Origin of the sequence: Halostella litorea (assembly GCF_004785955.1) — an archaeon.
Lineage (GTDB): Archaea > Halobacteriota > Halobacteria > Halobacteriales > Natronoarchaeaceae > Halostella > Halostella litorea.
Genome location: NZ_SJER01000010.1, coordinates 31,097 through 53,286 on the forward strand (window position 1 = coordinate 31,097; position 22,190 = coordinate 53,286).

The following is a 22,190-nucleotide window of genomic DNA, read 5'->3' on the forward strand; positions in this document are numbered from 1 at the left end:
CTCTGCGTCTCGATCCAATCCCTTGGTCCCAACGGGGACCCCCCGTTCTATCCTAGTTGGTTGTTGGGTGGAACACTCGCTATAGCTGGTTGAAAATCGCTGGACGTGAGTGTGTTCCACCCATTTCGGTCGTTTCGTTGGTGTTCCACCTATTGAGGATTTGGGTGGAACATGCCGCCGTCGGGTGATTCTCGACCAGAGGGTCTGATCGGGTAGGGTCATGATTCAGTTTGGGTGGAACAGCTCCCGAGAACTCGCGATGAAGCTGGGCATTGGACCGTGTACATCCATTTCATGGTTGAGAATCCTCCTCAGAGCGGAGGCGGACACCAGTGTAATGCCGGACGGGTTCTCCGTCGATTCGCTTCTTCGTGGAGTCCACCTCGATGTGGGTGTTGAGCTTCCGTGTGAACCAGCTCTTGTTCAGCGGATCCTCGATGTCATGAGTCTCTGCCCAGTCGTTGTAGAGGCCGAATACGTCATCTTTCGGTACGGCTCCATCTGCGTCTTCGATAAGATATTCGTCGACGAACGATTCGAACGACGGTGGCGATGAGGTTTCCTGCTGTTCCTCGACTGTGCTATCTGGCTGAGGAGCCTGGTCAGGTTTTTCAGCGGCCGCTGAACCAGATGATACTGGGTGGAGCGACCCATCGGTGATTGCCGAGAGTGGCCGCTTCTCACCGTCTTCATACACGACCGATTCCGCCTCATCGTGAAGGATAACGATGCCGTACGTCGAACGCGTGTAGTCTGGTGCGGGGAGTTCGGCTTCGGGGACGAATGGCTTCTTGATACGCACCCAGTCGTCCTCAAACGCCGATTTCGTCTCGTAGATCTGTTGCTCACCGTGCTCGTATACTACGTACTCGTCGGCAGCGTGGTCGTAGCTGTAGATGGCTGGCACACGATCCTTCGAGAGGTTTCCAAGCGACGGGAGGCGGATGTGTTCCGTCCCGCTGGTATCACGGAGGACGATCTCGTCGCCATCACGCTGCCAGATATTGTGAGTCCCGTTCTCGTTGTCGGTCGCCGGTCGCACGGCCGTCACTCCACCTTCTTCGGTCGCCCCGCCGTTGAATGTGAGATTCGAGTCAGTCGTGTAGAACCGCGTTTCGTCATTCTGGAGGGTATGAACGGGTGGTGTGAGAATGCCGTCGACACGCTCGGCCCACTCAGTTTCGTCGTTTCCTGGTCGAACGACAAACAGCGGGATATCCCCTGCTGCTTGGGCCTTCCGGAGGTTCGTGAGTACCTTTGCGGGATTCTCGGGCGTCGTCGTCTCGACCTCGATCGCGAATCGGTCGTCAACCTTGGGATGGCTCGCCCTCGCGTCAGGTTTCTCGCTGCCATCCTGTGCGAGGATCGAGACGGTGCAGCCGAGTTCGCTGAGTTCTTCTTCGATCTGGAGGAGTGCCGTATCGTGGTCATGTCCGCCGGCGGCTTGTACGCCCCCAGTCTCGGGTGTCGCGATGTCTTCGCCAGCGTCGGTCAATCGAATCCGTATTTCGTCTGCTTCGATATCGACGGTCGTATCGAGATGGCGTGATCGCTCGCGGATATCTGCTAGTTCCTCATACGACGGTGGTTCGGCATCGACTTCTTCGAAGAGCCGCCTGAGTTCCTCGTCAACCGCTTCGACATCTACCCAGCCGTTCTCTTCCCGACAGCCGTCTCGAAGCTGGCGGCTTCGAACCACCTTCGCTAGCGCGACGTCTAGGTCGTCGCTTTCGATGCTGAGTACCTCGTGTAATTCGGCAGGTGCGCTCGCTGTCGACACATCTGATTCCGCTGGCACCCCGTAGTCGTCACTGATGTCCTCGTGCATCGAGGCGAGCGTCTCAGTGAACTGTTCTTCTTCACGCTGTGTCAGCGGGTACTCACTCTCGGGATGGCCCGGCGGGATTTCGAGCGGTGTGAGACTGAACGGATACGGCCCGGTTTCTCCGAATGCTGGGCTCGGGACGCTGCCGATCCACTCGCCACGGGGTAACGAGCGAATCCGGTTGGCGAAATCGTCCGGGTCCATCTCCTCGTGGGCCATCGCCCGAGCCAGTTCTCGGTCGACGTTGATCTTGCTGACGAGTGAGGTCCCGATGTTGTTCAGGGCGTTCAGGTAGACTTTCCGCCCACCTTCAGCTTCCAGTTGCTCGGGGAACTGCATTGAGAGGCCCACTGAAAGCCGGAATCCTCGTCCTTTCTCGAGGAGGTCGTTCATGATATCGGAGACCACGACTGAGGCCGCTTCGTCGACGAGGAGGTTCACGACGTAGTCGTCGGAGTACTGGGTGAGGTCGCGCTTGCGGTCTTTGAGCGCGTCGTCGAGATTGGTGAGGATCATGCCCGTCATAATCCGGGCGGCCTCGTCGCGAAGATCGCCGAGGTCGAACAGGATGACTTGGTTATCGTCGAGCACTTCTCGGAAGTCGAACTGGTTCTCGGTGTTGTTGAAGATGCGGCGCAGGTGGGGGTTCTGTGAGATGTAGTTGAGGCGGTGTGTAACCCCACCCATCACGTTGTCGAAGGTGGTCGAATCGTGTTGGAATTGCCGCCGGATCATGCGGGAGACTTCCTCGTCGCTCGATCGGGGTGCGTCTGCGAGATTCGGCTGTGGCGGGCCGGCTTCCCACAGCTGGTCGATGACGTGTTCGAGCTGTCGGTGGGCGAAGTAATCGGTTGACTCCCGGTACTGGCCGTTTTCACGGCCGTATTCCTCGTCGAACAGCGCGGTGATGAGCGTCTTGATGAGGGTTGGGGCGACCGTCGCCCGCTTGTATCGGTCCTCGTCCATGACGAGCTTCAGGATCTCTTCGTAGTGGTCGGCTTTTCGCCGGACTGCATCCTCACGGCGGCGGCCACTCTCCAGCGAGGGTTCGAGATCGAAAAAGGAGAATCCGGGAAGCACGTCCGGGATCGGGAAGTGGACGACGTTCTCCTTGAGGTCGGTCATCCCGAATCGGCGCGCGTGGGCCCGCATGTAGTTCTGCGCCATCTCGTCGTTTTTCGGAAGGACGAGGATGGTCGGTCCCTCAGTGTTGTCGTACAACGAGAGCATATCGTTGAGGAGGGCTTTTGACTTGCCTGAGCCGGTGGTACCGAATCGTCCGTAATGCATCGGCAGTAAGCGGGGCGGAATGTGTGTCGGGATATCTTCGGGGTCGCCAGTGTCGTCGAGCGCGTACCCGATAGCCATCCCGTCACGGAACTCGCTCATAATGTCTTGGTGAGGGCGGGCGAGCGGATTCCGGCTCTGTTGTTCCGCACGCGTTCCACGTTCGCCTTCCACGGAGAGTTGGTCCGAAGAGGGAACGACGAGGAAGTTCGCGAGTTCGCGGCCGCTCAGGACGAACTCGGGTCGAGTCTTGCCACGGCCGGTCGTAAGCTCGCGGTCCAAAAGCCGTTGCAGCGCGGTTCGTGCGTGCTGCTCTTTTTTAGCCTGCCGCAAGCCGTTGTCGCGCACCCGTTCGGCCTCCACTTCGTAGCACGGCCCATCGAGTGTATCGAAGACGGGGGCAAGTGACTCCAACCGCTCGTCGAGTTCCTCACGCTCGTCGTCACCAGACGGAACGCCAAGGGCGCGAATATTCGCGGTAAACGAGCGCTTCGCGTTTTTCGCCTCGATAGCTCCGACACGAGCTGTTTGTGTGTCACTCAACTCCTCCCGGCTTCGGCGGTCGGAGCCGTCGTCAAACTCCAAGAGTGGCCCCAAAAACCGCTGCGCCCAGGTATCCCGCCCCTCGATGATGTCTTCCATACGAACTTCAGCATCGCTCTGCCAGCTCGCCCGTCGCTGGAAGACGACGTGGAACGCTAGTGGGGCACTCGCCTCCGTCAAGTCATCGACGAGCGACGCGAGCGCGCCACCAGGCTGGTCGACGGCATCGGGACTATCGTCTACATCGTCGCCAGTGAACGGCGAGAGCGAAGACATCCAGTCCTGTTTCCGAGTCGCCGAGCCCTGCCACCGGACGCCGAGTGGGGAGACGGTATCAGTCGCTGGCCGGGCAAGTACCGTTCCCTCTGACGTCATCGTTGGTTTCGCCAGCGTTGTGACCGGCTCATCCCTGGGAATCGCATCTGGTGGGGCGAGTTCGAGGGCAGTATCCCCAATCTCGATGATGTGGTCGACAGATGGGTCAGCGACCGTCTCTCCATCCGCGGCTGATTCGGCGTCTACTAGCTCGGTTTGATTGTTGTCGTCAGTCGCTAGTTCGTATTGCTCGTCAGGACCGAATTCGTACTGGAGGTCGTCCGACTCATACTGCTCGACGAATGTCTCCTGGTCGAATTCGACGGGCTGCACGAGTCGCGATGCAACATCGACCTCGGTGCGTTCGATGTCGAACGTCTCGGGATAGATCGACCGGAGACGCTTCTCGAGAGTGTCCAGATGCTCGTTGGCTCCGTAGTAGAATTCGACGGGCTCATCCGCACCGTCACTGAGTGCGAGGAATTCGAACCGGGGAGGTGTCTCGCTATGTAGTGGATTCAGTTTGTCGACCAGCCCTGTCGAGTCCCTTGCGGTCAGTTTGTGGAGGCTTTCCAGTGCCTGGGGCACACGCTCCGGCGTGAGTTGTTCGGATGTCGGCGTCACGCGAAGGTACTCACGCATTGTCATCACCTTCCTCTGAGCCCCCATCGGTCTCCGCCGGCGTCCGCTCGGGTGCAGTTTCTCCATTCCCGGTTGCTCGGGCTTCGAGGTCATCCTGGAATGTCTGGATATCCGGATTCACAGCGTCTTCACCAGCACCGGGGAGTGAGGTTCGCCGTTGCTCGGTCGGCTCGAAGTCGATGACCTGCTTCTCCTTGGCCATCGCTTTGACCTGGATGCCACGCCACTCGCCATCGACGCCCACCAGCGCCTCGGAGAAGCCAGCGTCCTCGTTGCCCGGCACGGCGTCCTGGACGAACCGCATCTGCGCGTAGTTCAGGCCGAACTCGTCGGCCCACTCCTCGTCCATCCCGTCGAGGCGGTGGAACTGCTTGACCGCGCACTGGTCCAGAATCGCCTCGGATTCGGCGTGCTCGAAGAACTCGTCGACCGTCTGGGTGACCAACCGAATCGAGAGATCGTGGTGACGGTGGTGGCGGAACACCGTTTCGAGGAACGCCAGGCTCGCGGCGTCCTGCATGATGTATCGCGCTTCGTCGATGTAGAACACGACCTCCTTGTCCGAGGTTTTCGCCCGCTCGTACACCAGCGAGATGAGCAGCTGCATCGTCAGCGCCGTGCTACTGTCGACGCTGCCCTCCTGCTGGGCGAGATCGAGATAGATGACCTTCTCGTCGCGGATATCGAAGTCGGACTCCTGGCCGAGGTTGCCGTGCCGACCGCTCTCCTCGAAGGGCCGAAGCTGGTCGAGCAGCCACGTCGCGTCCTCCTTGATCTTCCCCGCCTCCTCGTCAGCCCGTACGACGAACTCCTCGGGCTCGTCGACCATGTCCTCGAAGACGTCCATCATATCCCGAATCGTCGGGCTCGGGTTATCGTGCGTGGAGATGTCGTCGGTGATGCCGTTGCGCTTGTACGCGCGCTTGAGGGCGAGCTCGAGCGTGGTGCGCCGGTCTCCCAGTGAGATACCCCGGAGGGCGAAGAAGTTGGTGAGGAAGCTCATCGCGTCGTCAAGCTTCTCGTTGAACGGGCTCGCGTCCTCACCCATCGCTCGCTGGACGTGTTTGGGCGTCTCCCGGATCTCCAAGGGGTTCAAGCCGAGCGTCCCGCCAACCGTGATGCGTTTGGCATCGAGCGCTTCCGCGACGCCGGCCCAGTTGTTCAGCGGCTCGAGGATGATGCCGATACGGTCCTTGCTCTGCTCGATCGAGCGGATGAAGTTCTGCTTGGAGCTGAACGACTTCCCGGAGCCGGTGTCGCCGACGGTGAACATCGCGTAGCCGTTATCCCGCGCGAACGGGTCGATGACCACGGGACTCTGGTTGTCCTTGTGAATCCCGAACTCGACGCCGCCCTCCTCGAGAATCGTCGCGTTGTGCGGCGAGGAGAGTAACGCCCCGACGGCGCCGCCGAGGGCGATGGACTCGCGGCCGAACTCGTTGTCACCGATGGGTGCGGCGGACTGGAGGGCAAGGTCCTGCCGGCAGATCGCGGTCTTCGGCGTGAGGTTCGATGGATCATCGCGGAGCGCACTCTTGACCTCCTGGACGGCGTCCCGCAGTTCCTCTTTCTCGTCGGCCCGGACGGTGATGAACATCCCCTGGTCGAAGACGTTCGCGCCATTCTCGACGGCCTTGTACGTCGCTGCGGCCTCGTTCGCTCGCTCCTGAAGGTAGGCGCTACGGACGCTCTGTTCGATATCGGCGTCGACCTGCAGGTCGTCCGCGATGTCCTGCAGTTCGTTCCGGGCCCGCTCCTGGTTCTTCGGCGTGATGTGGGCCGTCAAATCGAACTGGACGTCCGTCATCTCGAAGAGGTCGCTCAGATAGCCATCGCTGGGATAGTCGGCGTAGTCGGCGATGTACAGCGTCGTCGTCCACTGCTCGCCGACGTGGGCTGCTCGCGTCTCCCACTCGATGGCTGCCGGCGCAGTTACCGTCTTGTGCGACTCTGAGATATCATCCAGGATCTGCCCTTCTGCGTTGCCTTCCTCCAGCGTCTCTTCGTCGAGGACGTCCGAGAAATCGACTTCCTCCTCGTCGTTAGTGCTGTGATATCGACCCCACAGAAGCTTGCCAGCGACGCCGAGAATGACGGCTAGAAGGACGTAGAGTGCTGCGCCTTCGGTCGACGTTGGATTCAGTAACCACTCGGCGACTTGGTCGGTTGCCCTCCCGCCGGCCTGAAGAAGGACACTAAACATCGGACTCGTCCTCCCGGCGCGAATGGCCGACGATCGATTGCTCTCGAACGACGCGCTCTGCGTCATCGTAGTCGTGTTCCCGACCGTTCCAGAAGTCCATATTCAGCACGAACAGCTCAACCGTACTAAGGCGACGAGCGGACCAGCCAGAGGATTGCTGGATGAACTCGGCCCGCAGGTCGTTGACGCGACTGTCCAGCTTCTCGAACATCTGGGTGCGGCGCTCGACGTCGGTGAGATCCTCGCGGCGGGTGACGAACGGGTTGAACAGGAACCCGATGACGGGGAACTGGGTCAGCTTCTCGACGGGGGTACCCTCGTCTTGGTAGCGATCATAGACCTCCAGGGGGCTGACCTCGACACCGATGTAGTACCGGACCTGCTGAATGCCCCGGTCACGCATTTCCTTCGGCCGTGTCTCCCGGTATTCTTCGAGAAGTTCCCGGAAGATCGGGTTCTGCGTGACGTCTTCGTCGGAGAGGCGATTTTCGATATTTTCGATGATTTGCTCGACCGGGAACGAGCGAGTTGTAGCGTGGACTTTGAGCTTCGAGTCGAGTTCCTTATTAGCGAATTCCTCGCCAGCCTCCTGAAGCTGTGCCCAGTCGTCGGACATTGCGAAATCCATGTTCCCCGGCTGGATCTCGACGAACGCTTCCATCGTCCCGTCCGCCCGCTGGATGGTACCAACGCCGGGCCACGCCCGCTTGACGTTCGTGAGGTCCTGGGTTCGTTCGTCAGGTTTGAACGGCGTATAGTTGGCGAGCCCGCCCTCATTCCGTGTCGTCTCATTTGTGCCGCTCTCTGCGTTGTCTGGGGCGCTGAACGTAATCTGTGGTCGCTTGGCGTACCGATAGACGTCTTTCGTCCACGTCCAGGCGTTCAAGTGATTCGGTGAGACGTAGATGACGGCAACGCCGAACCCCAAGCCGCCAGCTACGAACGGGAGGGCAAGTGACTCGATACCGGTGAGGCCGGCGACGAACAACCCGATAATGGGGAAGGCAATGAGAACGCCGACATCACCCTCCTCGATGTTGAGGTACGGGATACGGCCTTTCTCTCCGAACTGATTCATAATTCGCCGTGCAGCTGCGTCTTTATCGGTTGACATAATTACTGGGTCCCTCGATCAAACTCCGTATCGCGTTTGTCATTCGATGTGTTCGCTGTCGGCTCGCCCGGGTCGTTCTCGGTTCTGCGGTACGACGGCTTACCGCTGCCCTGATCTCTATTGTCTCCACGGGCGGCTGCTTTCTGGGCGACAGCTTGTCCTGCGGCCGCTTTCGGCCCCCACCGGGCGGCAGTTGTCGCGACGCCAGCACCACCGACGTAGGCTCCAGCAGCGACACCGCCGACGAGTGCCGCCCCTTTCGTAGCACCACCGACGACCTTGGCAGTCAGCGGAGTCGCGTATTTGAACGTCTTCCACGTGACATAGAGAGCAATGAGAGGCAGTGAAGCGGCAATCAAGTATTTCAGAAACGCACTATTTGGTGTGAGCGCCCCTTCAGAATAGAGCAGATCGTATCCTTTGAACACGACTGCTGCCGGGAGGGGGAGAACCGCCAAAGGAACAAACCGCTTGGAGAATCCCATCGCGATGTCCGAAAGGACTGGAACATTACCATAGCCGAGAGCAAACGCTATCGGCATCCCGTAGACATACACGTAAAGTAACACCTCTCGAATGTAGTAGAGGGCCTCAAGTGCCCACATCGAGAGGCCGCCAACGATTGCGAACACGAATGCAAGCCCTGGATTGGTCAGTGACTCTTTGAGGAAATTCAGCATCGCGTCACCCAGGGATTCTAGACTCGGCATCAACGCAATTGTGAACCCGTCGACGATGTAGAGACCAAGAACACTGACCCAGTACCAGCTGATGATGAGAAACGCACCAACCCACGCCGTCTTCTTTGTCCGTCTCGCTTCATATGCACTTCCGATATTGAAAATCCGGACCGTGTGTCGCCCTTGAACGCACATCACCAGAAGGAGCAGTGAGATAAGCATAATCTCACCTCCAACCAACGCATCGCGAATTGCTGGCCAGGGGCCGTTCGTTGGCGCACCAAAGACAAATGCACCTTCCGTTTCGGGCGTCGGAGTCCCGAACATCTCTTCAGTGAGGGTTTCATAACCGGTGTTCAATCCCTCCATGAAGAGGGAGATCACCCAATCGACGACGTCTTTGAACCCCTCTAGAACGACATCAATCAGGTCTACCATGATTAGTCCTCACTAATCGTGGCCTCGCAATTATTGAACTCCTCTGACGCGGAGTAGTGGATGCTGTAAGTATTGGAAACTCGGTTAGTCCCTACTCGTGTTTCTAGAATGACTTCGAAGCTCCCGGTTTGTTCTTCGCTCTCACACGAAGTCCCCTCTCCTCGAACGAACGCAAACGGTGAACGGTAACTGTACAGTGTCAGCTGTTCTCCCGGTTCTATGACCACCTCGTCAACTTCTGTATCTTCTTCTGGGTCGTATATGCCACTGACATCGTCGTTTTCATCATAGTTCGTCCCTTCCTCATCCGAGGGATATGGAACATCTCCAATAAAGAGGAGCTGCGTGATCGCATCCGGGCCATTACCTTGGTTTTCAACAGATACGAAGGCCTCTTTTGAGATTTTGTCACTTGAGCTATCCCACATCTTTTCAGACTGATTCTTCCCGATCCCCATCTCCACGATGCTAAGATTCGGCTGAATGGAAAGAGCGGACTCCTGCACAGTCTCTTCGCCCTCTAGTGCGAGAACGCGATACTCGCCTGGAACGTATGACGTTCCAATCTCAAACGAAACCTGCTGTGCTCCTGTCGCTACATCACGTTGACCGAACAGTTCTTTATTCGGCTGGATGAGGTTGACTTGGCTGACATCGGTGTCTTCTGAGAGTTCCACCACGAGCGTTGTCCCATCAACAGCAACGCGCTGAAGTGGACCTTGGTCATTCTGAGATGGAGACCCATTACTGGGTGTTCCGGAGTTCCCATTCGTATTCATACACCCAGTAATGGTTGTGAGTGCGACGCCAGCGACTGTTCGGAGGGCGGTTCGCCTACTGATGGGTGGGGATTCTCGTTTCATGAATTACGTTGGAAGATGTCGTCCGGACCGAGCATCCGCAGGACTCGGCGTCCCGCGTAGAACATTACGACGAACGGGATGAGCTGCCAGCCCACCTCGAAGAGGAACGCAAACCAGCCGTCGATGGTTCCGAGCGAATGCCAGCGAGCGGTCGCCGTGTCGCTCACGTACGCTGGATCATGCCCGAGCCACGAACCCGGATGGTAGCGAGCCGTGTAGATGCCCGGTTCATCGATGGGTACAATCGCCACCCCCGAGGCATTAGTCTCGACACGCTGGTCCGCAACCGTGATGTACCCGTTCCGGGTGGTGCCGCCGATTGGATATTGACGGCTCTCGTCGAGCGTGATCGGTGCGCCGGTTTGATTGTCGCGAAGTTCGACCCTGAGCGTCGCTTGCGACTGGTTCTGCTTGATGACCCCGACAGTGAGATTGCTGCGGCGGAGCTGCCGCTCAGAGCCCCTGCCTGGCTCAGCAATTGAGGCATTCACTCCGCGAACGATGCCCGCTACCTGGAGCGCCTCACGGTCGACGTTCTCGGCTCGAACGGCGACGCCGTACGTCGTCGTGTATGACTGGTTGACGATGTCGATATTGATGTTCTCACCGATGGTGCCGACTGGTGACGGGCGGTCAGTCCCCCAGGTCTCGATGAGTTCTGGTCCGTCTCGAACCGGCTCGGCACGCGGCCCGATCCGTGAGGGATAGGCGTGGACGTACACCGGAATCGCGTCTGACTCGACGGTGGCGCTATCCGTGCGATTCGACCGGACGAGCGTGTCCCAGTTGGTGTTCCGAGCGGTGTAGAACCGCCAGATGCCACGGACCCGTGTCTCACCGTCGTCCGTGAGCGTATATCCCTGCCACGGCCGCGACTGGAAGATGGCCACGCCGGCATCGCCGTTCGGATACTCAGCGTAGTAGGGGGACGCCGAGAGGTCGTAGATCTCGGCAGTGATCGAATCGGAGACGTTGCGTGATTCCGTCTGATAGGTGACGTCGACGTTCGTCCGGTCACCCAGGTCGGTCCTTACAGTCTTCTTCAGCCGGACGCTTATCTCCGCTTCCAGCGTGAGATTCGCACTCCAGTCGTCCTCGATCTGGTAGTCGAGGGCAGGCGTATGGGACCCGTCACGCTCGGCGATGGTCTCGCCGTCCTTCTTCAACCGGACTTCTTCGATCTCGTGCTCCGTGAGCGACCACGAGATAGTCGTGTTGCCGGAGGAACTCCCGTTGGGCACGCGAACGCGGTAATCAACGAACCCGCGCATCGTCCCATTCGGCGCGATGTAGAGTGGGGCTTCACCGGACTCAAGGTGTCCACGAGTAGAGGGCTGGACGGCGAAGATCGTCGCGTGAGCATCCTCGATAAAGACGCCGTCCTCGAGGTCCGCGTGCTGTGGATGCACGGACGTATCTGGGCCGCCGGCGTCGAGGTCCTCGAAGTCGTTTCGCGTCCACGTCGCCGCAGTCGCCGGCGGTTGTTTGAACGTGATATCCGTCCCGTTTGCTACTTGATGGACAGCGGAACGGTTCTCGCCGTACCGCTGGCGGTACTCCTCCTGACCGATATAGTTGTCTGCGTCGCGAGACCAGAGGGTCGCGGATTCGTTCTCGGAGAGCCCGTTCCTCTCCGTCCCCGGTCGCGGCGGATCAGCGGCGACGACACCCGTGACTAGGCTCGTCGCGAGCAAGCCGGCCATGAGCACGGAGAGCTCTTGGTGGTTCATAGGGCTCGCAACGGGGACTGCGGGGTGGTTACCAGGGAACGAGGTCAACGCACGTCGCGAGTGGCAGGTTCATCATCGACCCGGCAACCGTGTACAGCGGTCCGAGGATGACGAGGACGACTGTGGACTTCATCGCCGAGCGCTTGTGGCGCTTGAGGCTCTCCTTCTGATCGGGGTTGAGGGTAAACATCTCGATGAGGGAGTCTGCCTGCCAAACGATGGCGAGGCCGACTATCCCCAGCGCGGTAGTCAGCTGGAAGAACCCCTCAATCATGCTCGGGAGGTTGTCTGCGCTACAGACAGCGTTGTCCTGAGCGGCAACTGGCTCGACAGCGAACAGGCCTAGGAGGACGAACGTCAGCGCGGCTTGTCGGGGAATCCTGCCCGTCAGTAGTGACTCGGTGTCGGTACTACGCTCAGGGTCGGAGGGAGTCTGATCCTGTGACATAGCGGGTTAATCATCGGCGGCATCTCCAGTCGGTGGCTGGCTCTGCTCGTCTTCAACGAGCGACTGGAGGTCGTCGAATCGGTTGGTGTCCTCTGCGATCTCTTCCAGTGTGTAGCCCTGCTCGCGGGCCCGTTCGAGGAGGTCGCGGAGTTCATCGGGATCAACACCGTGAACGTCCATTTCCTCGCGGAGAGCGCGGCGATAGAGGGCGGAGGCGTTGATGTGGTCGTTCCACATCAGGTACAGATCATCGATGTCCTCGATGGTGACTGACCTCGTAATCATCCATGCGGGTATGGGTGTGCCCTGGCTGAGTCCCGGTACATATTGGCGGCGTAGCTGGATGATACCTAAATGCTTTCTGGATATCAAGTGGCGTAATAATGTTTGAAGACTTATAACCGAATCACTAGTTCATGTCGCAGAAAAAGACTTAACCAACAAACCGGGGAAGAATGAGGGGGCTGTTGGTTAAGAATGAGCGCCAGCTCGCTTACTCGAGCTCCACAACTTCTCCACTTCCCTCGTCGAGGATTTCTCGCACCTCAGCCAAGAGCTCCTGGCCTTCCTCGTGGAGTGCTGTGCCTTCATCGAGGTTGCACTCGTCCGCGTCGAGTTGCTCAATAATCTCCTCGACGCGGCTCAGTCGGTCGTGGATTTCAGAGTCTTTTGCCACGCTTAGATCACCTCCAGCCAGAGCGCAGTGATGAGCAGCAACAGCACCAGAAGCACGGCAATAGCGGCCTTGTAGTAGACTGGCGGAAGACCCTCTGGTGCCGTCACCTCCTCGACAGCCTCTGCCAGTTCCGCCTCGTGTTCGTGCTCCTGCTGGAAGGTCTCGTACGCAGCGTCAAGTTGCTGCTCTAGCGGCTCGATCTCGCTGGCGAGAAAGTCATTCCGGGAGTTCGCGATATACTCGCCGGCGGCGGTGGGCGTGATCGTCGCGACGTCCGTCACCTGATCCGCGATGAGTCGGTCATCGGTGTGTCCAATCGCCGTGACCACCGGGGTATTGGCGGTGAAGATCGCCTCCGCGACCCGCTCCGTGTTGAACGCTTGGAGGTTCGAATCGCTCCCACCGCCCCGACCGATGATGATCGCGTCGACGTCCTCCGAGCGGTCGAGATGGTGGATGCCGTTCGCGATGGATGTCGGCGCGTTCGACCCCTGGACGGTTGCGTCCTTCACCAGGATGTCGACGGTGGGGTCCTGCTCGTGGATCGCGTTCTGGATGTCGTACCGGGCGTCCCCTCGGAGGGACGTGACGACGCCGACCCGCTCCGGGAACGCTGGCGGCTGCTGTTTCTGCTCGTCGTCGAACCAGCCACGCTCTTCGAGTTCGCTTCGCAGTCGCTCGACTGCAGCCGCCTGGTCGCCGTCGCCGACGACGATCACCTCCCACGGTTTGAGGTCGATTTTCCCACCTTCGACCCAGTAGTCGATATCGCCCTCGAGGATGACTTCGGTCCCGTCCTCGAGGTCGGCGTCCATCTCCCGGTAACGGTTCGCCCAGATCATACAGGGGAGTTCGGCGTCGCCGTCGGTGAGTGTGAAGTAGAGCGCCGTACTGTTCTGGTGAAGGTCAGTGACTTCGCCAATACAGCGGACGCCGTTGAGGGCAGGCGTGTCCTGGACGACCGATGCAATCCGGTCGTTCAGCTGTGACACGCTAAGAACCTCTTTCGCGTCGGGTTCGACCGCCTGCCGTTCGGTGTCCGGTGCGTCCGCCATCTCCGTTTCCTAACTTCTGAACAGGAACCTCAAAAAGCTACGTTCGAGTGACGGGGTCGGCTGCGTTACACAGGCCTACAGGTCGCGGGGCTGGACCGTCTTCCGGTCGTTGGCCTCGGCACGGTCGGCGGCGTCGTTGAGCAGTTCGGCAACTTCCTCGTTGAGGGCGTCGTAGAAATCGGCCGAGACGTTGTGCTCCGAAAGTTCGTCCTTCACGGCTGCTTTGACGATTAGGTCAGACATTCCATCGCAGGTTTCGCTTGGCCACCGTATAAAGGTTCGAACTTTCTCACCCCGGATTTCGGCCAAGTAGTATCGAGTATTCCCCTCTGAGCACCAGAGAACACTTAATCAATCCCCGAAAAGAAGAGAAATAGACAGATGCACGATTTAACCGGATTCCAGCGGGATATCTTGACCGTGATCGCCGGGCTCGACGAACCACATGGGCTCGCAGTCAAGGACGAACTCGAGGACTACTACGAACAAGAAATCAATCATGGCCGTCTTTATCCAAATCTCGACGACCTCGTCGACAAAGGCCTCCTCGAAAAGGGACAACTCGACAAACGCACGAACGTGTACACGCTCACACAGCGTGGCCGCCGTGAAATTGCTGCTCGTCGCGACTGGGAAACCCAGTACGTCGACCTCAGCGAGTAACACCTCTGTTTCCAGCGATCAGGGACGGTGGATGTCACCCACTCCAGCAACACTGCTTCTTTCGGACAGTTATCGGTTTAGAGACCATGGGCTCATTCAAGCAGGCCGAGCTCAGTGAGGCGGTCTTTGACGTGTCCCAGCGCGTGCTTGGCGTCCTCAGATTCATTTGCGCCGGTAATCACGAGTTTGCCACTGCCGAACAAGAGAACGACGACGTCGGGGTCGTCAAGCCGGTAGACAAGGCCAGGGAACTGTTCGGGTTCATACTCGATTTGCTCTAAGCCGAGCCCGATTGCGATTGCGTTCAAGTTCAGCGACTGCTCGAGGCTGGCACTGGAGACGATGTTTTGCACCTCGATCGGCGGATTACTCGCGACATCGATGCCTAACTCGCGGATATCATCGAAAACGATCCCGAGGGCTTCGTGAACGTCATCGACGCTTTTCGCACCAGTGCAGACGACTTTGCCCGACCGGAAGATCAGCGTGGCTGACTTCGGTTCCTGGAGGCGGTAGACGATTCCCGGAAAGTCCTCGGGGTTGTACTCGGCGCCGGGAAGGTCTGTGGAGAGTTGGTCGAGGGCGAGTTCTTGGCCGAGATCACTGGATGCAACAACGTTCTCGATGTGAATCGTGTCTGCCAGCGTGCTCATACAGAGTGTTCCTCGGACAACTCACTTAAAGTACGGCGGGTGAAAATTTGGGGCTCTGTTGAAACTCTCAACGGCTACTAGATTCGAGCGTAGGTCGCTAAGTACAGAGAATTCTCTTATCAGCTCGATTGATTAGTGGCTTAGGTTAACTTCTTTACTTCTCCTTGGTCAACTATTCTCAAGTCCTCCCATTTCAGGATGATGTTCAATTTTTCTACAACTTGCGCTCTATCTTTATCATTCTCAATATAGTGTCTAGGATGAGCTAATTTTTCAACAATAGATATTATATTTGATGGGTCTTCGTTATTTAGCTCTTTGAGGTTTTCTAAAATCGTACTCTTCCTTGCACTCTCTAAATCTATTCCTTTTTCTTTGGCCTCAACGGGGAATGTTGCAATCCACTCATGTATGCTGCCTTCTTTTGCATCATCCCAATCGATTTCAAAATTCAGACGTTCGAAAAATTTTTTAATTTCTGTCCCTTGTTTTATATCCCCGATAATTTCGGCGAGATAGTCCAGAGTTTCAGGGTCGAACTCTTCCAACCCGTCGTCTGTGAGAGGTTTTGTGCGATTTTCTAGTATCTCTTGGTAGAGCTCCTGGGCGATCTTGGAAACAGACATTGAATCTCCAGAAATCAGATATCGTTTGCCCAAAAGCTTGTGGTGGGAAAGTACATCTTGTGGTGTAATATCATAACAAACGGGGAGGATGACTTTATCCATCTCAGTCACATCCCGTTGGATTAGTGAATCTAATTCCTCTTGTGTCCAACTCTTCTCAAAGAAAGCTTCAGAAAGGATAACAACACCATAATCAGAGTTATGCAAACCGCGTTGAATTTCGTCCGGGATGCTATCTCCGACAGAGAGTTCAAAATCATCATACCATACGTTTAGACCGTAATTTTCCAACTCCTTAGCTAGAGGTTCTACAAATTCATCTTTATCTTCTCCCGCATGGCTTACAAAAGCATCCCACATATTTTCAGTTGCTTATTGCTATTTTAGCCCCTATGAGTTAAAAACTCACCTGTGAAAGTGATTCATCACAGGGCCATGCAGTGGCACGGGTTGAGCATGTAATTGGAATCCCCCTCCCGGAACTGAGCGAGGCTTGTACAAGCGCGCGTTTAAACAACTAACCTGTCATAGCTGAACTGTGCTACACTGTTGAATTGGTCAGTATAGAGGATGCATCTCCTTATTCCTAGGAGTATTCACCCAAAGAACAAACGGGTCAACTTGAAATTGGTTTCAATATGTCCGAGAATACGCCAGCACAGAATGAAGAGAAACCTCACAACGATAGTTCGTGGGCTACTTCAGAAATAACTCGAATCTTGAACCATCAACTCCAAGAAATACGGGAACAACGCAATCAAGCACTCAGGGTTCTCCGCGTGCAGTTTACCGTGGCTGGTATCCTTGTGGCGGCTCTAACCGCTGTTCTTTCGACTTCGATCACTACTGAACTACCCGTCAGAATTGTTGGAGAAGGGTTCTCAGGGGTAATAGCCGGACCGATAAGTGTAATTCTTGGAATATTCCTATTAGCTCGTGGCATTATTGGATTCTTTCGCGGAAGTTACTCAGCGTTAAACGTCCTCTCCGGTAGGCCCGTAAATTCGATTCCCTATTGGAAGCAAGTCACAAAGTTAGTTCTCCTTCTTGTCGGAAAAGGAGTTGACTATGGTCCAACACGAAGGGCAATAATAGGCCCAGAAGCGGCTGATTTGAGGGATATTATTGAAGACGAGAATCCAGCCAGATTATTAGGGGATCAAATAGACTGTATTGAAAAGAACAGAGATATTATGGAAGACAACGAGGAGAATTTATTTCACCTATATCGCAAGATGGCTTGGGGATTAACAACATTTGGAATTGGGGTTGTGATTCTGACATTCACTCTACCATCTCTATCCTGATCTACTCATCCCATCGAAAACCGGAACTAACCCTACATCCATTCGTCTTTAGCTAAGACTCACACCTCGGTTGCGTAGTGGTAGCGAGCGTCTCTTGTAGGATCGGTCGTTGTTGGTGGATCTTCTGTGCATCTTCGATCAGCCGCTCCAACAGCGGCGGTGGCGAGTACCCGAGATATTCGCCGAGTTCGTGGAGGATGAGCTGGGCGTGCGACCGGAAGGTCGCCGCCCAGCGTTCCGGCGGGAACACGATCTCATCGTCGGCCTGCTCGGTGACCAGATCCAACAGCTCACGACTCACCAGCAGCGACAGCAACGCCGCGTACAACAGAATTTTCACGACATCCGGATCGCTCGTGTCGAACTCGTCCAACTCGTACTGCGTCTTCAACTCACGAAACAGGGTTTCTACCTCCCACCGGCACCGATACAGCGTTGCGAGATCCGCCGGGAGAAACTCATTTCGCGGCAGATTCGTGATGTACAGATGGTAGTCGTCGGCGTCCTCGTCACGGACGCCGACGACGCGGAACCGCTTCGTGTCCAGCGAGCGCGTTCCCTCGTACTGTCCCCGCTTGAACTCCGCTTCGACCTCCACGTCGATGTACTGTCGGTGCAGATCGTCAACGACATCCTGGATCTGTTCACCCACCAAGGGCCTGGCGCGGCCGCGCCAGGCCCGTAACTCCTCCGTTATCACCGGATTCGCGTTCTCTTTCAGCCGACTCACGAAGTAGCCGTCGTTCTCGTCGATCAACGCAAAGCGACGGTACTTGAAGTACGCCAGATCGAGCAGAACTAGCCGTCCGTGCAGCCACGAACCCGTCTTGAACAGCGTGCTGTCGTGCGTTTTCTCGTCGGTCACGTCGATCCGTTCAATCGTCTCGTCGGTGGCATTGTGGAGCAGGTGGAGCTTCGCTCCAGCCTGCTCCTCGTGACGGGCTTGGAACTCCTCAGAGAGGAACTCGTGCAACCGCAACACGGTTCCGTCAGCGATCATCACGTCCCTGAATCGGTCGATATCAGCGTCAACAGCGTCGGGAACAGCGACCTCGTCGAGGCCGTGCTCGACGAGGTCGCGGAGGTACTCCGCGAGTGTCGGCGTCAACCGGTGATAGAAACCGCCTGGTGAGATCGTCTCATCAGCGGTCGAGTTGTAGCTCCGTCTGAACCCAGCGAGTGTTCGGCTCTCGCCTGCGGCGAAGCCGAACACGAGCGCCCACACGAGGACTGGAACCTGAAGCTTCCCTTCACGCTCGACCACGCCGAGTTCCTCGGCGTGCTCTTCGAGGAACTCGGAGGGAAACAATGTAGTGAGCCGACGCATGATTCTCGATGAGGAGGCTTTGGTGTGCACAGCCGTCGCCTCCTCATTCCTCTCGAAAAGAAGCCTCGATAAGCCGCCGCTGTCTCGTGGTTCTCCTCTTAGCTAAAGACGGATGTAACTGCCGCATTGCGCGGTTCAGTGAGTAGATCGTACTCACACGTCAAGGTTCTCAGTGTCAACTATGTCCGCCAGCGACGCTTCAGAGTCTTCAACTGAGAAATGGGCATGAACGCTCGATCGAAGCACCTGGAGAACCACTTCGGCCCCCGGCCCAGAGTGAGGTAGTGCTGCAGGCTTTTAATTTCGAATTAATCGCTGAAAGCACCTGCCACGAGCAGTGAGAAGACGAGCGTTGCCTCTGCCTCGACCTGCGTGTAATTCACCGCTCATCATCCTTTATCTTCCCCCTCGATACTGCCTCGTCCGGGGGCGCTCCAGAGAGTGATCCATCTCCTTCCATACCGGTCGAAATGTAGATGACGTAATCCGCCCCACCCCGGAACAGATTCGTCATGAATGGTGTTTCGGAACGCCACCTCCGACTGCGATCAGACCTGTCGTGTCAGCGAGCATCCCATCCTCGATAAGCAAGTCGTAGTTGTCAAGGATTTCGATGCCGACCCCCGAATCATACCCCTGTCTGTTATAGTAGAGAAAGTTTCCAACTTCTGCGTCCGTCAGCGCTGGACAGTACATGGGAACGTCATTGTAGTCAGACGGATTCTTGAGCGTGTCATCGCTACCGTCCCGCCGTGGCCCCGACACGTGAGTCTCGCCGTACTGTCTTCCGCCAGATCGCCCAACAATCCTACGTGGACTGGCCTGCATACGAATCCACCCCGCTGTTCGATCGCACGTCGCTTCCCGCGCTCGAATCGGACGTCCGCGTCGTCGCGGAAATATAGTTTGACCACGGCGAATACGAAGCAGTCGAACCGTTTGTCTCCACACTGCCGCTCGCATACGTCCGGTTTGATGCACATGACCAGTACACAAGCTCGACAAGCTACGAAATGGAGACGCTGTTTCGCCTGTTTGTGCTGAAAGAACTCTACGGCTGGGGCCACGAGACTGCCCTCGTCGAATACCTTACCCAGCAACCCGACCTCTGCGAGCGACTTGGTCTAGAGTCGGTGCCGAATCAGTCGACACTCTGGCGCAGCTGGCACCACCGTTTCACAGCTGACCTCCGCAACACCGTCAAGACAGCGGCTCGAACCATCCTCATCAAAGCCCAGAATGCAGGTATCTCAGTTCCGCGCAAGCCAGAACGACAGAGCCGTAGACACGGTGACGAGAGTAGGGAATCGGACCCTGGCGATCAGGTCGTGCTGGAGCAAGCAGAGACAGTCACTGAGCACGTAAGTCGCGTTGCTTTCCCGACGTTCTCACTGGACCGTGGTGAGGGGTGTGAGATCCACGAGAACGCCTACTGGGACCTCCAGACGTATCTCGGACTTCGAGAGAATCTCGCCGTGAACGAAGGCGCTTGGAGCTTTATTCACGAGTCAAACCGAGACCGGACGCCGCTGGGCCACGCCCATCGCGAGCACATTCGTGGTCTCTCTATCGAGCAGATTCGAACGATGTACCGACAGGCGATCCGGCAACTCATAGACGAAGTCGCAGAGACGGAGAAGTTTTTCCGCGCAGGGATCGTCGCCGTCGACATCACTGAAGCCGACCCCTTCACAGGCGATAGAACGGGCCACGAGGACGAGATAATCGGGACGAAAGAACAGACCGACGAGTACGCGTACCAGTGGGCGACAGTCCAGCTAGTCGGTAATGCAGTCCCGCTCGTCCTTGATGTGCGGCCGGTACAGAAAGGCGAGTCACGCAAGGAGATCGTTGAGGACTTGCTTGATTCGGCTCAGGACCTCGTTCACGTCGATAATGTCCTGATGGACCGGGAGTTCGACAGTCAGCACGTCCTCGAGCTGGTCAGCCAACGTGGCCTCTCGTATGTCGTGCCCAAGCGGATGCAGACCAGCGAGAAAGCCCAGGCGAAACGCCTGCTCAACCGAGGGAAAGACCGCTACGAGACGGGTCGGAAACTCCATCTCGGCAACAACGAGTGGCACAAGACGACGCTGATCTACCGTCGGAAAGAGAACTCTGAGCACGACGACCACCGTCAGTATTCGGTGTTCATGTCCAATCGAGGCAGTAGCTTCCTCAGTGAGTATGGCTACAGGTGGGAAATCGAGAGCGGCTACAGGTCGATCAAACGCTTCATGGCGGTGACGACCTCCAAGAATTTCGGATTGCGGTTCTTCTACTTCGTGTTCGCCTGTCTGTTGTACTCGATCTGGCGAGCGGTGGACCTGCTCGTACAGGTTGAGTTGACTGGTGAGTACGAGCATTCGCCAATCGTGACAGCCGATAATACGCTGACGCTGCTGAAGAAGGAAACTGGAATCGGGTAGTGAGGGGGATCTACCCGTGTTAGCGCGCCGTTTGAGTGGCAACGCTACCGAAAATCGCAGAAATTTGGGTTTATAGTTAGAAATGCAATAAGAATGCTCGTTTGGAGAACAATCTGAAGCAGATTCCGCTCGTCGATTCAGCCGAAAACACGCATCACAAACCCGCTATAGTCTCAACTTCCAAGGGTCGTGGAAGTTGAGCCCGGTCGTCTCAATGCATACGGTCTCATCGAGATCGGTTTCTGGACCTCGTACGTCCTGACGGTGTTCGCAGACGCGTTTCTCGCGACGGTTACGCCACCACCGCAGGTTGTTCCACTGTTCGGACGAAAACTCGTCTCGAACGCGATGTACGCCTTCCTGTTCGTCTCACACTTGGGGATGGTCGTCCAAGCGTTCCTCATCCATCGCTACAGTGACTTTCCGGGTCGAGCGATTCTCGGTGCCGTGATCTGGTACGGATTTAACGACCTCGTCGACTACTTCGTCCCGATCGTCGGGACACCGCATCACACCCTGTTGCCGGTCGAACCGATTGTGAACGGCACCGTCCAGCACTCTCCCCGGCACACGACTTTGCAGCTGCGGGCGCTGTTGCGCTGACGATTCTGGCGACAATACTCGCCGTTGCGACTCGACGAGTGAAAATCACCCAAAACGAGGGATCTGTAGCGGGCTGAGAGCTCACTTTGGGTCCTGGTCCCGTCACAGAACGCCCAGTTCGAACACTGCAAGGTAGATCTGCCCACCACCGGCCACTATCATCACCACGGCCGCAACCTGTTGGACCCGTCTCGAGTACGTTCCCAAGGAGCGCCATGAGTCGATTCCGACGCCCGCGAGCAACGTCACTCCAACAAGTGGGAGCGTCACCCCGAGTGCATACACGGCCAGTACGAGGGCACTCGAATGGGCCGGCAATGCGAGCGCTTGGGTGACCACGCCGAAGAGGAGTGGCACCACACAGCCTGCTGCGGCAACTGCATACACGGCACCGAACACACCGAATCCGGTCACTGACGCCGGTCGTTCGGGAAGCGGGACGCGAAGTTCCGGTCCGCGGTTCAGGAGCGTCGCGATGCCGAAGGCGATCAGTCCAACCCCGATAATCGGTTCGAGTACCGGCAGTGCGGTCTTCACTGGCTGACCCACCGCCAGGACGAGCAGCGCGACGACGGCGAGAGCACCGAGTGCGCCTCCGGCAGCAGCACCAGCAGGTGCGAGCATCCCTGTATCCCCATCGTTCTCGCTCAGATAGTACCCCACGTAGCCCGGAAGAAGCGGGAACGCACAGGGTGCGAAGAACGTCGCGACGCCAGCGCTTGCAGCGAAGGCCAGTGCCCCAACGACTGCAGGTTCGACCATG

The 22,190-nt window shown here is 57.3% G+C and carries 17 protein-coding genes and 3 pseudogenes; 4 read left to right on the forward strand and 16 right to left on the reverse strand.

Translation table 11 applies throughout. The annotated features are described in order from the left end of the window. Positions 1-292 precede the first annotated feature (292 nt). The 11 genes from EYW40_RS19195 to EYW40_RS19245 all read right to left on the reverse strand — a co-directional run bounded on the left by EYW40_RS19195 (position 293) and on the right by EYW40_RS19245 (position 14,062). A complete protein-coding gene (locus tag EYW40_RS19195) occupies positions 293-4,618 on the reverse strand; it encodes a conjugal transfer protein (protein WP_135823182.1) in 4,326 nt (1,441 codons plus the stop codon). Beyond that, on the reverse strand, positions 4,605-6,815 hold the full coding sequence (locus EYW40_RS19200; RefSeq protein ID WP_135823183.1) for a VirB4 family type IV secretion system protein: 2,211 nt from the start codon (positions 6,813-6,815) through the stop codon (positions 4,605-4,607). Before EYW40_RS19200 ends, EYW40_RS19195 begins: the two co-directional genes overlap by 14 nt. Next, positions 6,808-7,929, reverse strand: coding sequence for a TraC-like domain-containing protein (locus EYW40_RS19205; protein WP_135823184.1), 1,122 nt, complete (start codon positions 7,927-7,929; stop codon positions 6,808-6,810). The genes EYW40_RS19200 and EYW40_RS19205 overlap by 8 nt, the downstream gene beginning before the upstream one ends. A gap of 2 nt (positions 7,930-7,931) precedes the next feature. After that, complete coding sequence (locus tag EYW40_RS19210; protein WP_135823185.1) at positions 7,932-9,047, reverse strand: TrbL/VirB6 family protein; 1,116 nt, start codon at positions 9,045-9,047, stop codon at positions 7,932-7,934. A 2-nt stretch (positions 9,048-9,049) separates the two neighbouring features. Continuing rightward, complete coding sequence (locus EYW40_RS19215) at positions 9,050-9,910, reverse strand: hypothetical protein (RefSeq protein WP_202614617.1); 861 nt, start codon at positions 9,908-9,910, stop codon at positions 9,050-9,052. Continuing rightward, complete coding sequence (locus tag EYW40_RS19220; RefSeq protein ID WP_202614618.1) at positions 9,907-11,640, reverse strand: DUF8186 domain-containing protein; 1,734 nt, start codon at positions 11,638-11,640, stop codon at positions 9,907-9,909. The genes EYW40_RS19215 and EYW40_RS19220 overlap by 4 nt, the downstream gene beginning before the upstream one ends. A 28-nt stretch (positions 11,641-11,668) precedes the next feature. Then, the gene (locus tag EYW40_RS19225; RefSeq protein WP_135823187.1) at positions 11,669-12,088 is read right to left on the reverse strand and encodes a DUF7985 family protein; all 420 of its coding nucleotides are present in this window, start codon (positions 12,086-12,088) and stop codon (positions 11,669-11,671) included. Positions 12,089-12,094: 6 nt separating this feature from the next. Then, on the reverse strand, positions 12,095-12,373 hold the full coding sequence (locus EYW40_RS19230; protein WP_135823205.1) for a hypothetical protein: 279 nt from the start codon (positions 12,371-12,373) through the stop codon (positions 12,095-12,097). Between the two features lie 208 nt (positions 12,374-12,581). After that, the gene (gene xseB, locus EYW40_RS19235; protein ID WP_135823188.1) at positions 12,582-12,764 is read right to left on the reverse strand and encodes an exodeoxyribonuclease VII small subunit; all 183 of its coding nucleotides are present in this window, start codon (positions 12,762-12,764) and stop codon (positions 12,582-12,584) included. Between the two features lie 2 nt (positions 12,765-12,766). Further along, positions 12,767-13,819 carry an exodeoxyribonuclease VII large subunit gene (xseA, locus tag EYW40_RS19240; protein ID WP_135823189.1) on the reverse strand — a complete coding sequence of 351 codons (1,053 nt, stop codon included), beginning with the start codon at positions 13,817-13,819 and terminating at the stop codon, positions 12,767-12,769. A 75-nt stretch (positions 13,820-13,894) separates the two neighbouring features. Further along, positions 13,895-14,062 carry a DUF1931 domain-containing protein gene (locus EYW40_RS19245; protein WP_135823190.1) on the reverse strand — a complete coding sequence of 56 codons (168 nt, stop codon included), beginning with the start codon at positions 14,060-14,062 and terminating at the stop codon, positions 13,895-13,897. Positions 14,063-14,200: 138 nt separating this feature from the next. On the opposite strand from EYW40_RS19245, the gene EYW40_RS19250 reads away from it, so the two are divergent. Then, positions 14,201-14,482, forward strand: coding sequence for a PadR family transcriptional regulator (locus tag EYW40_RS19250; protein WP_135823191.1), 282 nt, complete (start codon positions 14,201-14,203; stop codon positions 14,480-14,482). A gap of 92 nt (positions 14,483-14,574) precedes the next feature. On the opposite strand, the gene EYW40_RS19255 is transcribed toward EYW40_RS19250, so the two are convergent. Both EYW40_RS19255 and EYW40_RS19260 read right to left on the reverse strand, forming a co-directional pair. Then, on the reverse strand, positions 14,575-15,135 hold the full coding sequence (locus EYW40_RS19255; protein ID WP_135823192.1) for a TATA-box-binding protein: 561 nt from the start codon (positions 15,133-15,135) through the stop codon (positions 14,575-14,577). Positions 15,136-15,275: 140 nt separating this feature from the next. Next, positions 15,276-16,121 (reverse strand): toll/interleukin-1 receptor domain-containing protein, encoded by an 846-nt coding sequence (locus EYW40_RS19260; RefSeq protein WP_135823193.1) that lies wholly within the window; start codon positions 16,119-16,121, stop codon positions 15,276-15,278. A gap of 278 nt (positions 16,122-16,399) precedes the next feature. Here EYW40_RS19260 and EYW40_RS19265 point away from each other — a divergent pair, with 278 nt between their 5' ends. Continuing rightward, positions 16,400-17,068 (forward strand): hypothetical protein, encoded by a 669-nt coding sequence (locus EYW40_RS19265; RefSeq protein WP_135823194.1) that lies wholly within the window; start codon positions 16,400-16,402, stop codon positions 17,066-17,068. A 52-nt stretch (positions 17,069-17,120) separates the two neighbouring features. On the opposite strand, the gene EYW40_RS19270 is transcribed toward EYW40_RS19265, so the two are convergent. Next, positions 17,121-18,395, reverse strand: a complete 1,275-nt coding sequence (locus EYW40_RS19270; protein ID WP_135823195.1) for an IS4 family transposase — start codon at positions 18,393-18,395, stop codon at positions 17,121-17,123. Positions 18,396-18,703: 308 nt separating this feature from the next. Further along, positions 18,704-19,133: pseudogene (locus tag EYW40_RS19280) on the reverse strand (deoxyhypusine synthase family protein); the annotation flags it as partial. 14 nt (positions 19,134-19,147) lie between these two features. On the opposite strand from EYW40_RS19280, the pseudogene EYW40_RS19285 reads away from it, so the two are divergent. Beyond that, positions 19,148-20,824, forward strand: a pseudogene (locus tag EYW40_RS19285) (transposase). Between the two features lie 219 nt (positions 20,825-21,043). After that, positions 21,044-21,504 (forward strand): annotated as a pseudogene (locus EYW40_RS19290) (DUF1405 domain-containing protein); the annotation flags it as partial. Positions 21,505-21,529: 25 nt separating this feature from the next. Here EYW40_RS19290 and EYW40_RS19295 read toward each other — a convergent pair. After that, positions 21,530-22,189, reverse strand: a complete 660-nt coding sequence (locus EYW40_RS19295; protein WP_135823196.1) for a cytochrome c biogenesis protein CcdA — start codon at positions 22,187-22,189, stop codon at positions 21,530-21,532. Between the last annotated feature and the right edge of the window lies 1 nt (position 22,190).